We start from the raw sequence: 14,485 nt of genomic DNA on the forward strand, positions 1-14,485 counted from the left end.
GGTCAGCCGAGGGTGGTGACCTCCAGCTCGCCGTCCGCGTACTGCTTGCGGATCACCTTCTTGTCGAACTTGCCGACGCTGGTCTTGGGCACCTCCGCGATGAGCGTCCAGCGCTCCGGAAGCTGCCACTTGGCGATCGACTGGCCGAGGAACTCGCGCAGCCCCGTGTAGTCCACGGTCGCGCCCGCCTTGAGCACGACGGTGGCCAGCGGGCGCTCGCCCCACTTGTCGTCGGGGACGGCGACGACAGCGGCCTCTGCGACCTCGGGGTGCGCCATCAGCGCGTTCTCCAGCGCCACGCTGGAGATCCACTCGCCACCGGACTTGATGACGTCCTTGGCCCGGTCGGTGAGGGTGAGGAAGCCGTCGGGGCTGATGACGCCGACGTCTCCGGTCTTGAGCCAGCCGTCCTCGCTGAACTTGTCCTCGGGACGGAAGGGCTCGCCGGCCGCGCCGCCGTAGTAGGCGCCCGCGATCCACGCGCCGCGCACCTCCAGCTCGCCCGCCGACTCACCGTCCCAGGGCAGGTGGTCACCGCCCGGACCCACCAGGCGGGCCTCGACGCCGGCCGGGAAACGGCCCTGGGTGATCCGGTACGGCCACTCTTCCTCGGCGCTCAGACCGGCCGGCGGGTGCGCCATCGTGCCGAGCGGGGAGGTCTCGGTCATGCCCCATGCGTGGCAGAGGCGGACGCCGAGCTTGTCGTAGGCCTCCATCAGGGCGGGCGGACAGGCCGCGCCGCCGATGGTGACCTGCTTCATCGAGGAGAGGTCGCGCGGGTTGGCGGTGACCTCGGCGAGCAGTCCCTGCCAGATCGTCGGGACGGCCGCCGCGTGGCTGGGCTTCTCCCGCTCGATCATCTCGGCGAGCGGGCCGGGCTGGAGGAAGCGGTCCGGCATCAGCATGTTGATGCCGGTCATGAAGGTGGCGTGCGGCAGGCCCCACGCGTTCACGTGGAACTGCGGAACCACGACCAGGGTGGTGTCCCTGTCGTTCAGTCCCATCGACTCGGCCATGTTGACCTGCATGGAGTGCAGGTAGATCGAGCGGTGCGAGTAGACGACGCCCTTGGGGTCCCCGGTGGTGCCGGAGGTGTAGCACATCGCCGCTGCCTGGCGCTCGTCCAGCTCGGGCCAGTCGTAGCTGTCCGGGCGGCCCGCGATGAGCTCCTCGTACTCGTGCACGCGGACGTCCAGGCCGTCGAGCGAGGAGCGGTCGCCCACGCCGGCGACGACGACGTGCTCGACGGTCGGCAGGTGCGGCAGCAGCGGCGCGAGGAGCGGCAGCAGGCTGCCGTTGACCAGCACGACCCGGTCGACCGCGTGGTTGACGATGAAGACCAGCTGCTCGGGAGGGAGCCTCAGGTTCAGGGTGTGCAGGACCGCGCCCATGGAAGGGATCGCGAAGTACGCCTCGACGTGCTCGGCGTTGTTCCACATGAGGGTGGCGACCCGGTCGTCCTGCTGTACCCCGAGCTCGTCGCGCAGGGCGTTGGCGAGGCGGGTGGCGCGGGTACCGATCTCGGCGAAGCTGCGGCGGTGCGGCTCGGCCTCCCCGGTCCAGGTGGTGACCTGGGACTTCCCGTGGATCGTCATCCCGTGTCGGAGTATGCGGGTGACGAGGAGCGGTACGTCCTGCATGGTGCTCAGCAAAGCGTCCTCCCGGTGAGCGCTACGGCGCTGGGGCGGCTACGGATGCTGCCGATTCTGCGCACGTACCGGTCGGCATGTCACTACCCGGGAGTAGAAACAAGGCTGTGTTTCACGTGAAACATCCTCCTGGTGCCCTTCGTCCCCTGCGTCCTCTGGTTTCACGTGAAACATCGGCAGGGCCGGGGTACCGTCGACGGTCAGCGGACGGGCGTGAGTTCCGGGTCCTCGCGGAGCTTGACCAGCGCTCGGGAGACGGCGCTCTTGACCGTGCCCACCGAGACCCCCAGCAGCTCGGCGGTCTGCACTTCACTCAGGTCCTCGTAGTAGCGCAGCACGACCATGGCCCGCTGCCTGTCGGGCAGCCTCGTCACCGCGCGCCACATCGCGTCCCGCAGGGCCTGCGCCTCCGCGGGGTCGGCGGCCGGGGCATCCTCGGTCTCCGGCAGCTCGTCGCAACTGAACTCGTCCACCTTGCGCTTGCGCCACTGGGAGGTGCGGGTGTTGACCAGGGCCCGCCGGACGTAGCCGTCCAGGGCCCGGTGGTCCTCGATCCGGTCCCAGGCCATGTAGGTCTTGGCCAGGGCCGTCTGGAGCAGGTCCTCGGCGTCGCACGGGTTGGCGGTCAAGGAGCGCGCCGTGCGCATCAGGACCGTGCCGCGGGTCCGGACGTACGCCGAGAACGACGGGTACGGCGTCGGGTTCGAGGCGAGCGTGCACACAGGCGTGGTCATGTGTCCACGCTAGGAGCGCCCGCCCGTCATGGGATCGGCCGCAAGTGCCGAAGACGGGTCCGTCTCAGGTTGTAGGAGTAGGGAAAGCCCCACCTCCTGAAGGTGGAGGAGGTGGGGCCCAACCCTGACGGATCCGTCAGCCGTCCGCTCCGAGGATCAGCCCTGAGGTCGGCACCCCGGTACCGGCCGTGACGAGTACGCGCGCGGCTCCCTCGACCTGGTTGACGGAGGTGCCGCGCAGCTGGCGGACGGCCTCGGCGATCCCGTTCATGCCGTGCAGGTACGCCTCCCCGAGCTGGCCGCCGTGGGTGTTGATCGGCAGTGCGTCCGCGGCCACGAAGTCGGCGGCCTCGCCCGGCTTGCAGAAGCCGAACTCCTCCAGCTGCATCAGCACGAAGGGGGTGAAGTGGTCGTAGAGGATGCCGACGTCGATGTCGGAGGGCCGCAGCCCGCTGGTGCGCCACAGCTGGCGCGCGACCACGTCCATCTCCGGCAGCCCTGTGAGGTCGTCCCGGTAGAAGGAGGTCATGCCCTCCTGCCGGCGGCCGGCGCCCTGCGCGGCCGCGGTGATCACGGCGGGCGCGTGCCGCAGGTCCCGGGCCCGCTCGGGCGTGGTGACGATGACGGCCTGGCCACCGTCGGTCTCCTGGCAGCAGTCCAGCAGACGTAGCGGCTCCACGATCCAACGCGATGCCGCGTGGTCGGCGAGGGTGATGGGCTTGCCGTGGAAGTAGGCGGCGGGGTTGTTCGCGGCGTGCCGGCGGTCGGTGACGGCGACGTGCCCGAAGGCCTCGGGAGTGAGGTTGTAGGTGTGCAGGTAGCGCTGGGCGGTCATCGCCACCCAGGAGGCGGGGGTCAGCAGCCCCCACGGCAGCGACCAGCCGAGCGCCGCGCCCTCCGCCGAGGGTTCGCGCTGCTGCACTCCGGAGCCGAAGCGCCGCCCGGACCGCTCGTTGAACGCGCGGTAGCAGACCACGACCTCGGCGACCCCGGTGGCGACGGCGAGGGCGGCCTGCTGGACGGTGGCGCAGGCCGCGCCGCCGCCGTAGTGGATGCGGGAGAAGAAGGACAGGTCCCCGATGCCGGCCGCCTGCGCGACGGTGATCTCCGGGCTCGTGTCCATCGTGAAGGTGACCATGCCGTCGACGTCGGCGGGGGTGAGCCCGGCGTCTTCGAGGGCGGCGTGCACGGCCTCGACCGCGAGCTTGAGCTCGCTGCGTCCGGAGTCCTTGGAGAACTCGGTCGCTCCGATGCCGGCGATGGCGGCCCTGCCGCCGAGCTCGTCGCGGGTGCGGACGCTCATGCCGACACCTCCGCGGTGACCGTCCCCGACACGTGCCGGCCGATGCCGTTGGCGCCGAGGACGCGGATCTCGACGGTGTTCCCCGAGACCGCGGTGACGGTGCCGGTGAGGGTCATCGTGTCGCCCGGATAATTGGGAGCGCCGAGGCGGATGGCCACGCTACGCAGGACGGCGTGCGGGCCGAGGTGATCCGTGACGTACCGGCCGACCAGGCCGTTCGTGGTCAGGATGTTCATGAAGATGTCCGGGGAGCCCTTCTCCCGTGCGAGCGCCGCGTCGTGGTGCACGTCCTGGTAGTCACGGGAGGCGATCGCCCCCGCGACGATCAGGGTGCGGGTGACCGGGATCTCCAGCGGCGGCAGTTCCTCGCCGACTCTCATGGCGCCGACTCCCATGGCTCAGCCCTCCTGCGCCAGCACGGCGCCCAGTTCGGCCAGCAGCTCGCTGCCGCAGCCCAGGTACGCGTCCAGCTGGCGCCCCCAGAGGAAGTGCCGGTGGACGGGATGGTCCAGGTCGGCGCCCATGCCCCCGTGCAGGTGCTGGCCCGCGTGGACGACGCGTTTGCCCGCCTCCGATGCCCACCAGGCCGCCGTCAGGGCGTGTTCGCGTGCCGGGAGGCCCTGGTCGATGCGCCAGGCCGCCTCGTACGTGGTGACCCGGATCGCCTCGGTGTCCATGTGGGCGTCGGCCGCGCGCAGCAGGACCGCCTGGTTCGTGGAGAGCGGCCGGCCGAACTGCTCGCGGGTGGAGGTGTACTCCACCGCCCGGGCCAGCGAGCCCGCGCAGACGCCCGCCTGGAGCCCGGCGAAGGCGGTCCTGGCGGCTGCGAGGGTGGCTTCGTAGGCGCCGTCGTCCCCGAGTCGTTCGCCCTCGGCTCCGGTCAGGGTCAGGCGGCCCGCCGACCAGGGGGCGGTGGTCTCCACGGGGGAGGTTCTCACGCCGGGCGCGTCGGTCCGTACGAGCCACAGGGCCCGGTCGGCGTCGGGGACCAGTACGTGGGTGGCGTCGCGCAGCCAGGGCACGGCGGGGACGGTGCCGGTGAGCCGGTCTCCCTCGGCGGTGATCCGGCCGCGCGCCGGGAAGGCGCCGGTGGCCACCGCTTCTCCGGTGCCGAGGGCGGGGAGGAGGCGGTCGCGCTGCTCGGCGGTGCCGTGCGCGGCCACCGGGAGGATCCCGTACGCACAGGTGGCGGCGTACGGGACCTGCGCGGTGGTGCGGCCCTGCTCCTCCAGAAGCAGGACCAGGCCGAGCAGGCCGACTTCCTCGACGGCGGCGGTCATGCCAGCCGTGGTGAGGGCCTTCCAGAGCTCGGCGTCACTGCCGGTCCCGGAGGCCCCGAGGCGTTCGTGGGTGGCGAGGTCGCCGAATATCCGGGCGGCGAGGCCGGCCGCGGCGGCCTGCTCCTCGGAGGGGTGGAAGTCCATCAGCCTTCACTCCCGCGGAAGACGGGGAGTTCGAGGCCGTCGTCGACGCGCAGGAACTCCAGCTGGACGGGCATGCCGATGCGCACCTTGTCGTACGGGACGCCGGTGATGTTGCTGATCGTCCGGACCCCTTCGGCGAGCTCGACGAGCGCGACCGCGTAGGGACCCCCCGCGGCAGCGGGATCTTCGTGCGCCGTGAAGGCCGGGAAGGGCGGGTGGTGCATGACCACGTACGAGAAGACGGTGCCGGAGCCGGAGGCCTCGACGGTGTCCCAGTCCGGGCTCGCGCAGGCGTTGCAGCCGGGCAGCCACGGGAAGCGGAGGGTGGCACAGGAGGTGCAGCGCTGGATGAGGAGCTTGTGGTCCCGGACCCCGTCCCAGAATCCCTGGTTGTCGCGGTTGATCACCGGGCGGGGGCGCTGGGCCGGGGGCTTCTTCGCAGGCCTGGCGGCGGGCGCGTACTTGAGGATCCGGAAGCGGTGGGTGCCCGCGAGCTCGCCGTCCGCGTGGACGTCCATGCGGGTGGTCACGAAGTGGCCGGTGCCGAGCTTGGTGGTCTTGCGGGGGGAGACGGACTCGATGACGGCGTCGAAGGTGATCGCGTCCCCGGGGCGCAAGGGGCGCAGGTACTCCTGCTCGCAGTCGGTGGCCACGACAGAGGTGAATCCGGCCGCGTCGAGCAGCGTGAAGAGCTCGTCGTAGGCGGAGGAACGGCCCGAGCCGTCCGAGTGGCCGGAGAGCCCGCCCATCGTCCAGGCCTGGAGCATGGTGGGCGGAGCGATGGCGTCCGGGCCGGTGTAGGAGGGGTTGGCGTCGCCCATCGCCTCGCACCAGTGGCGGATCATCGGCTCGTTGACCGGGTCCTTGCCCCGGGCCGCCGTGGCGGCCGGCTGCCCTTCGAAGGCCGCCAGCAGCGTGTGGAACCGGACTGCCTCCCCGGCCGTGTCGGCCGCCTGCGCCGTCATCGCTTCCTCCCCTTCATGCCGAGCCGCATCATGGCGACGATCTCCCGCTGGACCTCGCTGACCCCGCCGCCGAAGGTGTTGATCTGCGCGGCCCGGTTCATCCGCTCCAGCTCGCCGCCCGCGAAGGCCCCGGAGCCCCGTACGAGCGCTTCCTCGCCCACCACTTCCTGGCACATCCGGTACACCTCGACGGTGGACTCGGTGCCGAGGAACTTCACGCCGCTGGCGTCGCCGGGGGCCAGGGTGCCCGCGCCCACGTCCTGGACGAGGCGCCAGTTCAGGAGGCGTACGGCGGCCAGCCGCGCGCGTGCCTCGGCGAGCCGGGACTGGACCCAGGGCTGGTCGGCGGGCCTCTCGCCGGTGGTCGGGTCGGGGGTGCGGGCGTGGCTGAGCGCGCGCTCGTAGAAGTCCTCGGCCTGCATGCCGATGGCGGCGAGGGCCACGCGCTCGTGGTTGAGCTGGTTGGTGATCAGCCCCCAGCCGCCGTGCTCGGGGCCGACGAGGTTGCCGGCGGGCACGCGGATGGAGTCGTAGTACGTCGAGGTGGTGGTGAGCCCGCCGACGGTCTCGATGGGGGTCCAGGAGAAGCCCGGGTCGTCGGTGGGCACCAGGATGATCGAGATGCCCTTGTGTTTGGGGGCCTCGGGGTCGGTACGGCAGGCGAGCCAGATCCAGTCGGCGTTCTGGGCGTTGGAGGTGAAGATCTTCTGCCCGTCGATCACCCAGTCGTCGCCCTCGCGGACGGCCCGGGTGCGCAGCGAGGCGAGGTCGGTGCCGGCCTCCGGCTCGGAGTAGCCGATGGCGAAGACGATCTCGCCCTTGAGGATGCGCGGCAGGAAGTAGTCCTTCTGCTCCTGGGTCCCGTACTTCATCAGGGTCGGGCCGACGGTGTTGAGCGTGACCATGGACACGGGCGCGCCGGCCCGGTAGGCCTCGTCGAAGAAGACGAACTGCTCGTCGGGGCCGCGGCCCTGGCCTCCGTACTCGACGGGCCAGCCGAGGCCGAGCAGGTCGTCGGCGCCGATGCGGCGCAGCAGTTCGCGCTGGCGGGCCGGGTCGTCCGGGACCCCGTCGGGCAGCAGGTCCTTGAAGTACTCCCGCAGTTCGGCACGGAGCCGCAACTGGCCTTGGGTCGGGGCGAGGTGCACGGCGCTGGCCTCCCGGCATGACAACATCGAGTGGACCTGACTGTCCGTCAGATTCACCTTCGGTGTCAAGGTCGGGAGGGAAGCGGAGGGCAACGAAGGACAGCGGGGGGCGGCCGGCGGGCAGCTCGCGGGGAGGGCACGCGCGAGGGCGCCCGCGCTACCGGACCCCAGCCGGTCCGGTCGCACGGGCGCCCTCAAGAATCGGAGCGGCTCAGGCCGCGGCTACCACCAGGGGTAGAAGTTGACCGCCACGTTCGAGTTGGACTGATTGATCGCGGTGAAGGCCGAGCCGTTGACCTGCGCGGTGTTGTTCTGGTTCGACGCTCCCGAGCCGGTGGCCACCTGCTGCGAGGTGGAGGAGTTGCCGTTGTTGTCGCCACCCACGCCGCTGCCGAAGATGCTGGCGACGCTCGCATTCGATCCGTCGTTCGCGAAGGAGCCGTTGTCGGCCGAGGCAACCCCGCCGAAGAGGGCGAAGGCGAGGGGGAGCGCGGCGACGGCGGCGATGACGCGGGCGGTACGGATGCTTGCCATGTGTGAATCCTCCAGAAACCGAAGTGGGAGTTGCTCCAAGGCAGTTGGCCGACCGCCTCGGTCGTTCCGTGTGGTGACGACGTCGCGAGACCAGAGTTGCCCACCGAATCCCCGGCGAACCACCCCGGACTCTGCGATTCCCCCGCAAGCATGACCAACCCCGGATAAACCAAATTCGCGCCCCGTACGCCCCAGGTCAGCACCCCACAACCGGTCGAAACCCTTGCCGCACAAGAGCTGAACCGTTCAGCCAAAACCGCACCTCCGGACATGCCAAAAAGGGCCACGTCGTCCGGGAACCCCACCGTCTCCCGGGCCTGCGGCCCTGCAATACCAAGTTCCACGCCCCCTGCACGCCCCCGGCGCCCGCCGGGGCAACCCGTCCGTGCCCCGCTCCGGGGCACCGCACGGCGCGATCCACGGTCGTGATCGACCGGGCTCCAGCGCCTGACGTCCTTCTGCTTCCTCACACGGGGCCGCACCTGCCGCGCCTGTCTCGGCGCGTACTGCTGCCGGCGGTGGCACGTATGCCTGCGCAACCGGACACCACGACTACCGATCAACTACCGACTACCGACCACCAACCATCGATCACTGCCTACCGGCTCCGGACTAGGCGGCGAGCGTGAGGGCTGTCCGAGAGGCTCCGGCACGGACTGCGGCGAGGGCTGCGGCAGGGACCGCCACGTCGGCGCCGAATGCGGTCGGGGCTCCGGCCGCGACTCCTGAACCTGCACCCATGGCCGCGGCGGTGGTGGATCGACGGACGGACGGGGTCTTGCCGTGGGCCTCGGCACGGATCCGCTGCTTGATGGTCGGCGGAAGCGAACCGCCCCGCATCATCTCCCGCCAGGTCCGCCGGGCCGCGACGGCCGGACGACGCACAGCGGCGGCGGCCGGAACGGCGGAGGCCGACACCGAGGCAGCGGCAGGGGCTGCCTTCCCACCGAAGCCGAGGGCAGCGAGCAAGGCCACGAGAGCGGCGAGGACGGTGGTCCAGATCGACGTGAAGGTGCTGCGGTGAGCCATGACGGGGTGCCTCATTTCGCGATGTTCCGACGGACGGATCTGCATACATTCGTCATGATGTGGTCGCAACCGCACCACCCCCACAACCCGCGCCGATCTTCCGACAAACACCACCCGGAAGGCTCAAGCGGCCCTGCGGCCTCCGGTCCGCCCCCGTACGGCGCACTGCCTCGAACTGCCGAGCCCGCAAGGGCCCGGATCGCAGCCCTCACCTCGCTCGGCGGCGCGTGTGCCCCGACCGGAACGGCATCCTTCCGTGCGCCGGCACAGAAGCGACGACACCGCGACCGGGACGTACGGAGTCCACTTCGTCCGTACGGACGTACTCCCGAGAGCTCCACAGAGTGAGCAGAGAGGGCGGGTACCCGGTTCGGGTACCCGCCCTCTGGTTTGCCACTTCTCTGACCTGCAAGCGGTGGGTGTGGGATTTGAACCCACGGTGACTCGCGCCACGACGGTTTTCAAGACCGCGATCTTGCGCGATTGCGCACCACCTCTGACCTGCGTTTCAGTGCTTCATCCCACCGTCTCCGGCGCCGTTCTGGCCGAAGGTTGGCCACGGACCTTGATCACGTGGCCGCGTCAGGCTGACAGAACGCCACTGCCGCGTCGTCGCCTGCCTTGTACCGGGGCCAACGGCGCCCATGGGGATCAGTGGCTTCAACCTCGCGCACCTTGCCGATCAATGCTGCGGGACCGTCCTTCCGCAGCTGCGCGAACACCTCTGCCCAAGAGGCCATCTGATACTCGGTGACGAGTCGCGAGACACCATCCGAGACAACGGCAGCGGACCGAACCTCGCTCGGATCCACGATTCCCGTGAGGGCGTGGAACGCCGGCTCTGGCGTCGCGGCAGCCACCCAGTAGCCCTCAGGCTTGTTCCTGATCTCACGCTGCGCCGCTACGAGCCTCGCCACGCTGGAACGGTGCTCAGGGGAACCAGTCTCGTGGCGCTCCGTTTCGGCCCGTAGGTCTTGGCAGACCTCGTCCACCCGAAGGTCCGTCAGCGTCGTGAATCCGGCAGCGCCTTCGAGCACAATCGGCGAGTCCGCGAGGACCAGGTGATCAAATGCGCCTGGCCGTTCTCGGAGGATGGCCACGGTTGCTGAAGGCGTACCCGGGTTCTTCAGATCACAGGTCTGATGCAGGCCCGCCACGCGCTCCAAAGCCGTAGCCAGCGCGTCAGGCAGCGCCGTGCCAGGGTCCGCGAGGGCAGCAACGACGTGGCCGCCGAGCTGGGCGACGTACCACGGCACGCCGTGGACGCATCCCGTGTCCAAGCCGGCCGTGCTGAGTCCGTCAAGAACCACGGCGAATGTCGGAGTGCCCGCCACCCAGTCCTCGTTAGGGGACGCGCCACCGGCCTGAGTCGCAACGCTGACGTGCATGTCATCCCTCGTGTCGGTAGAGCGGCGTGACCCGCTTGCTCTCCAGGACTTCCAGAGTCTTGGGGTCATAGCGGCAGGAGATCAGGGTGGAGAACCGTCGAGTGCGTACCTCCCTGTACAGCTCAGGCAGGTTGTTCTCCAGGAAGTGCACGACGCCATTCGCCCCGATGGCATGGATACCGGCGGCGTAGAGGAACGTCCCGCGACCGTCGAGACGGGGCAGTCGGGCGAGGTACCCGAAGTCTCCCGCCGACCCGTCCTCGTCCATGGGTGACCGGAAGCGCTCATCGGTCTTGAGGTCTACAAGGTGCCAAGCCTTGTCCTTCTCGAACCGCAGGAAGTCATCGCCCTCAAGTACCTGGGCAATGATCGGTGAGAGTCGGGGCCCACAGACGACTACGTGGTTGTCCCTGTTCAGGTTGACCATGCCGCTCGGAGGGATCACCTCGTAGTGCGCATCGAGCTTGAGCGTCGCTAGCAGCTTCCTCAGCCGGTCAAAGTTCCCAAGGTCCTCTCGCGCAACCACTTCGCCAGGGTTCTCCTCAGGCGACTTCCCCGCCTCGTACTTGCCTCCGAGCGAGATCGTCATGAGGTCGGTACCGAAGAAGGCACGCTCCGGCGGAGGGCCCTGAGAGGCCAACTGGCCTACGCGGCCGCGGCTGACTCCCAGAAGCGCCGCAATCTCCGACTGCGACATGCCCGACGCCGCCGCTTCCTCAATGGCCTCCCGCCGGATGCGTGAAAGCTCGACCACCCGTCCTTGGTAGTCAGCCATGAGGTCGATCGCGGCCTTCGCGCGCTCCACAGGCACTTCTACCTGCGCAACTCGCTGCATCTCTTCCTGCATCTCCAGCCTCCGCGCTTAGGGGGTCTAGCAACCATACCGCGAGGGGGGCTTGACGACCACGGCGGGACTGCCTACCTTGGCTATCAGGTCAGCGCATAGACCCCCTAAGCACAGAAGTGCATGGGGGCCTATCTGGCAGTTGACCTGCATGGATGTGCCGCCGTAGGCGAATGAAGCGCCCGGACGGGCCCTGGGAGGGGCGCGGAGGAAGCGTTGGTTGCTTGAGAACTCAACAGAGTGCCGAGATATCCGCCCCACTCCGAGAGGGCGGCGTGCGCGGGTTCTGTCCCCGCGTGCGGAACAGCGCGATCTCAACCCTCCGCCGCCCCGCAGGGTGGCGGCCGGTTGCCTCCCCCGCCCGTCCGGCCTGCTGGTCGAACGGGCGGGGTTGAGGGGAGCCGGATCTTTCCGCTTCACCCCAACGCAGTGCAGCCCCGGGTGGCTAGACCCGGGGCTGCTGTTGGGTCCCGTTCCTCTACCGAAGGAGCAAGACCCGTGGAGTTCATCGCTGCACTTCAGAACCGTGTTACCCCGTGGTCCGACGGCCTTGAGCCGACGGACGCGGAGCTGGACGCGATCGAGCAGGAGCTGCCGCTGATCCTGGCGGAGGTCGAGTTGCTCGACGCGCAGATCATGACGACTGACCGCATGCCGTCTGAGGTGGACGAGCGGCGGATCCGCCGGGCCCGCCGGCGCCTGCTCGCTGCCCGCCGCGACCTCGCCGCCAAGGCCTCCGTGGCGGGGGTCGGCGCATGAGGATCCTGCGGAAGCTCTTCAAGCTGCCCACGCCGCCCGCGCCGCCGCCGATCACCCCGCCCGCCGACAGTGGGGCGGATGACTGGGTGGGTGAGTCGTGGGTGTGGGTGCCGGGGGACCTCGACGAGGAGGTCGACCGGTGAACCGCAAGGCCAAGAGGCTCCTCGTGGTCGCTCTGGTGGTCGTGGTCGGCATGGCGTTCCGCGTGTCGTGGAACGCGCTGCGGGACGTGGCTCGGGCGATCGGCGCGGACGGAACGGCGGCGACGCTGTACCCGTTCGTGGTCGACGGCCTGATGGCCCTCGCCCTCGTCGCCGCTCTCGTCCTGACCGGCGATGCCCGCAAGTTCGCGCTACGAGTCCTCGCCGCGTACACGCTCGCTTCGCTGGTCCTGAACTACATCCATGGACTGCTGCCGGAGCTGCACAGCGAGTCGATCGGCTGGACTCGACTGGCCTCGGGCGACTGGACGAACTGGGCGCTGGTGCTGCTGGCGACATCGCTTCCGGTCGGGTCGATCTACTTCGGCTCCGACCTCGTCGCCAAGGTCCTCCACCACCAGCCACCCATCGAGCAGGACAAGCAAGAATCCACCCACACCCCCGCATATCGGTCCACCCCTGAGCAGGACGAACCTCCCGCCGAGCAGCCCGCGCCGGGGCAGGAGGTGGACTCTTCCCCCACCGCCCCGGTCGAGCCGATCGAGGCCCGTCCGCAGCTCGCGGTGGCGGCCGAGGTGACGCGTCCTCGTCGGGCGACCGGTCGAGTCCCCGCGGCGGCCCGATCGACCCGACCGACCCGCACGGAAGTCGAGCTGCTCGCCGAGGCACGCAGCCTGACCGAGTCCTGGCCGATCGAGAAGCTGACCGGCGAGGGAATCCGCAAGGCCCTGCGTACCTCGCCGGCGAAGGCCCGGATCGTGCGGGAGACGTTGAAGGCGGAACGTGAGCGGGACACCGCGGCGACGGTGACCGGATGAGCCTGCGGATCGGGTCGCTGTGCACCGGTTACGGCGGCCTCGACATGGCCGTCCAGAACGTCATGGGTGGCTCGCCCGCGTGGGTCTCGGACAACGACCCGGGAGCCTCACGCATCCTGGCCCACCACTTCCCCGAGGTGCCGAACCTGGGTGACCTGACCGCGGTCGACTGGCGCCAGGTCGAGCCCGTCGACGTCGTCTGCGGCGGCTACCCCTGTCAGCCGTTCAGTTCCGCCGGCAAGCGCAAGGGAGTCGCCGATGACCGGCACATCTGGCCCCACATCGCCCACGCCCTTGGCGTTCTTCGACCCCGCCACGCGGTCTTTGAGAACGTCGCAGGGCACCTTTCCCTCGGATTCGCCACCGTCCTCGCCGACCTTGCCGCCCTCGGGTTCGATGCACGGTGGGCTTGTGTACGCGCATCCGACGTCGGTGCACCCCACCAGCGGAACCGGCTCTTCGTCCTCGCCACTGCTACCGACCCCGCGCACCTCGGACACCAACGGGGCGGGGCACCACGGGGCGGGGGGCCTGGACCTGCGGACCACCGTCCGGCTTCTGCCCACGCCGGCGGCGCGGGACGGACGCTCGGGCAAGTCGAACCTCATGGACCGCAACGCCCGCCCGCTGAACGAAGTGGTCGTGAACCTGCTCCCGACGCCGACAGCCGCGGACAGCGAGCGTCGGTCCGCGACCTACGGCAGGGGCAACCCGACCCTGACTGGGGCCATTACGGTCCCGCCATCCACCGGTGGGAAACCGTCCTCGGACGCCCCGCTCCCCGGCCAACTGACGCTGTGGGACGACTGAACCCACCGCTGGTCGAGTGGCTCATGGGCCTGCCCGAAGGCCACGTCACCGCCGTCCCCGGCCTGTCTCGCACCGCCCAACTCAAAGCCCTCGGCAACGGTGTCGTCCCCCAACAGGCCACCGCCGCACTCCACACCCTCATGAGCCCCGGCGTAGCGGCCGCGGCCGCCTGAACCTCCCGAAGGGAGACGCTCGTGAACCACCTGCCCGAACCCGCCCGCGTCGTCCGGCTCCCGGACGGTACCCACGTCTACGCCGACCAGATGCCCGCCACCTACGCCGGCCCGCAGGTCGTGCACCAGCACATCCACCAGGCGGCCCCGGACCGGACCGTTCAGCGCCTGGCGCTCGGTTCCGGGGTCGGCGCCGGAGCGGTCGCGGCTGGCGTCTACTTCGGCCCGCTCCTGATCGCCGCCCTGACCGCGATCGCCGCGAACTTCGCGTTCCTGGCCTTCCTCGCGCTGATGCTCGGCTGGGGCGTCCACACCGTCGTGAAGTCGGTCGGTAGCCCTGAGGGCGCGGCGGCCGTGAAGAACGTGCGCAAGGCCCGTCGGCGCCGCGGCTGACGGTTGCCCGATCCACCCGACCCGTGCGGGTGGTGAGGGGAGCCGGACAGACCGGCCCCGGAGGGAGCGTCATGGCGAAGGACCCCAAGTTCACCGCTGGCGAGACCGCCAAGCTCGCCTGGTACATCGGCCGGATGGCCAAGCGCGGGATCGCCGGCGAGACCGTCTACCAGGGCGACCTGGAGCGCAAGGTCGAGCGGATCATCGACGGCGCCCGCGAGCGTGAAGAGCGCCAGGCCGCCGATGCGGCGGAGGCCGAGAAGGCCGCCAGCAAGGCCCGCGCCAAGAACCTCAAGACCAAGTAGCTGTGCCCCGGGGCGGCCGCCCTCTCGCCAAAGAACGCCGGCCGCCCC

General features: G+C 70.1%; 17 protein-coding genes, 1 tRNA gene and 1 pseudogene. 7 read left to right on the forward strand and 12 right to left on the reverse strand.

Translation table 11 applies throughout. The annotated features are described in order from the left end of the window. Positions 1–2: 2 nt before the first annotated feature. The 12 genes from OG625_RS18585 to OG625_RS18640 all read right to left on the reverse strand — a co-directional run bounded on the left by OG625_RS18585 (position 3) and on the right by OG625_RS18640 (position 11,021). Positions 3–1,652, reverse strand: coding sequence for a long-chain fatty acid--CoA ligase (locus OG625_RS18585; RefSeq protein ID WP_329382066.1), 1,650 nt, complete (start codon positions 1,650–1,652; stop codon positions 3–5). A gap of 197 nt (positions 1,653–1,849) precedes the next feature. Further along, a complete protein-coding gene (locus OG625_RS18590) occupies positions 1,850–2,383 on the reverse strand; it encodes a SigE family RNA polymerase sigma factor (protein WP_329382070.1) in 534 nt (177 codons plus the stop codon). A gap of 136 nt (positions 2,384–2,519) precedes the next feature. Further along, a complete protein-coding gene (locus OG625_RS18595) occupies positions 2,520–3,686 on the reverse strand; it encodes a lipid-transfer protein (protein ID WP_329382073.1) in 1,167 nt (388 codons plus the stop codon). Next, positions 3,683–4,066 (reverse strand): MaoC family dehydratase, encoded by a 384-nt coding sequence (locus tag OG625_RS18600; RefSeq protein ID WP_329382076.1) that lies wholly within the window; start codon positions 4,064–4,066, stop codon positions 3,683–3,685. Before OG625_RS18600 ends, OG625_RS18595 begins: the two co-directional genes overlap by 4 nt. An 18-nt stretch (positions 4,067–4,084) precedes the next feature. After that, positions 4,085–5,110 (reverse strand): acyl-CoA dehydrogenase family protein, encoded by a 1,026-nt coding sequence (locus OG625_RS18605; RefSeq protein WP_329382079.1) that lies wholly within the window; start codon positions 5,108–5,110, stop codon positions 4,085–4,087. Further along, complete coding sequence (locus tag OG625_RS18610; RefSeq protein WP_329382082.1) at positions 5,110–6,075, reverse strand: bifunctional MaoC family dehydratase N-terminal/OB-fold nucleic acid binding domain-containing protein; 966 nt, start codon at positions 6,073–6,075, stop codon at positions 5,110–5,112. The genes OG625_RS18605 and OG625_RS18610 overlap by 1 nt, the downstream gene beginning before the upstream one ends. Then, positions 6,072–7,223: an acyl-CoA dehydrogenase family protein gene (locus tag OG625_RS18615; RefSeq protein WP_329382085.1), complete on the reverse strand. Its 1,152-nt coding sequence runs from the start codon at positions 7,221–7,223 to the stop codon at positions 6,072–6,074. Before OG625_RS18615 ends, OG625_RS18610 begins: the two co-directional genes overlap by 4 nt. A gap of 222 nt (positions 7,224–7,445) precedes the next feature. Next, positions 7,446–7,757, reverse strand: coding sequence for a hypothetical protein (locus OG625_RS18620; RefSeq protein ID WP_329382088.1), 312 nt, complete (start codon positions 7,755–7,757; stop codon positions 7,446–7,448). 612 nt (positions 7,758–8,369) lie between these two features. Next, positions 8,370–8,786 carry a DUF6344 domain-containing protein gene (locus OG625_RS18625; protein WP_329382092.1) on the reverse strand — a complete coding sequence of 139 codons (417 nt, stop codon included), beginning with the start codon at positions 8,784–8,786 and terminating at the stop codon, positions 8,370–8,372. A 413-nt stretch (positions 8,787–9,199) separates the two neighbouring features. Then, positions 9,200–9,281 (reverse strand) — tRNA-Ser (locus OG625_RS18630). Between the two features lie 74 nt (positions 9,282–9,355). Then, entirely contained in the window at positions 9,356–10,174 is an 819-nt protein-coding gene (locus OG625_RS18635; protein WP_329382095.1) for a hypothetical protein, read from the reverse strand. 1 nt (position 10,175) lies between these two features. Continuing rightward, positions 10,176–11,021 (reverse strand): sigma-70 region 4 domain-containing protein, encoded by an 846-nt coding sequence (locus OG625_RS18640; protein WP_329382097.1) that lies wholly within the window; start codon positions 11,019–11,021, stop codon positions 10,176–10,178. 495 nt (positions 11,022–11,516) lie between these two features. On the opposite strand from OG625_RS18640, the gene OG625_RS18645 reads away from it, so the two are divergent. The 7 genes and pseudogenes from OG625_RS18645 (at position 11,517) to OG625_RS18675 (ending at position 14,437) form a co-directional block, all read left to right on the forward strand. After that, complete coding sequence (locus OG625_RS18645; RefSeq protein WP_329382100.1) at positions 11,517–11,777, forward strand: DUF6284 family protein; 261 nt, start codon at positions 11,517–11,519, stop codon at positions 11,775–11,777. Continuing rightward, positions 11,774–11,920: a hypothetical protein gene (locus OG625_RS18650; protein WP_329382103.1), complete on the forward strand. Its 147-nt coding sequence runs from the start codon at positions 11,774–11,776 to the stop codon at positions 11,918–11,920. The genes OG625_RS18645 and OG625_RS18650 overlap by 4 nt, the downstream gene beginning before the upstream one ends. Next, positions 11,917–12,756 (forward strand): DUF2637 domain-containing protein, encoded by an 840-nt coding sequence (locus OG625_RS18655; RefSeq protein WP_329382106.1) that lies wholly within the window; start codon positions 11,917–11,919, stop codon positions 12,754–12,756. Before OG625_RS18650 ends, OG625_RS18655 begins: the two co-directional genes overlap by 4 nt. A 62-nt stretch (positions 12,757–12,818) precedes the next feature. Further along, positions 12,819–13,178 (forward strand): annotated as a pseudogene (locus OG625_RS18660) (DNA cytosine methyltransferase); the annotation flags it as partial. Between the two features lie 375 nt (positions 13,179–13,553). Continuing rightward, entirely contained in the window at positions 13,554–13,739 is a 186-nt protein-coding gene (locus tag OG625_RS18665) for a hypothetical protein (RefSeq protein ID WP_329391306.1), read from the forward strand. A 21-nt stretch (positions 13,740–13,760) separates the two neighbouring features. Beyond that, complete coding sequence (locus OG625_RS18670) at positions 13,761–14,132, forward strand: DUF6251 family protein (protein ID WP_329382109.1); 372 nt, start codon at positions 13,761–13,763, stop codon at positions 14,130–14,132. Positions 14,133–14,203: 71 nt separating this feature from the next. Further along, positions 14,204–14,437, forward strand: coding sequence for a DUF6257 family protein (locus tag OG625_RS18675; RefSeq protein ID WP_329382112.1), 234 nt, complete (start codon positions 14,204–14,206; stop codon positions 14,435–14,437). Positions 14,438–14,485 lie beyond the last annotated feature (48 nt).

This window comes from Streptomyces sp. NBC_01351, assembly GCF_036237315.1.
In the GTDB taxonomy this organism is placed as follows: domain Bacteria; phylum Actinomycetota; class Actinomycetes; order Streptomycetales; family Streptomycetaceae; genus Streptomyces.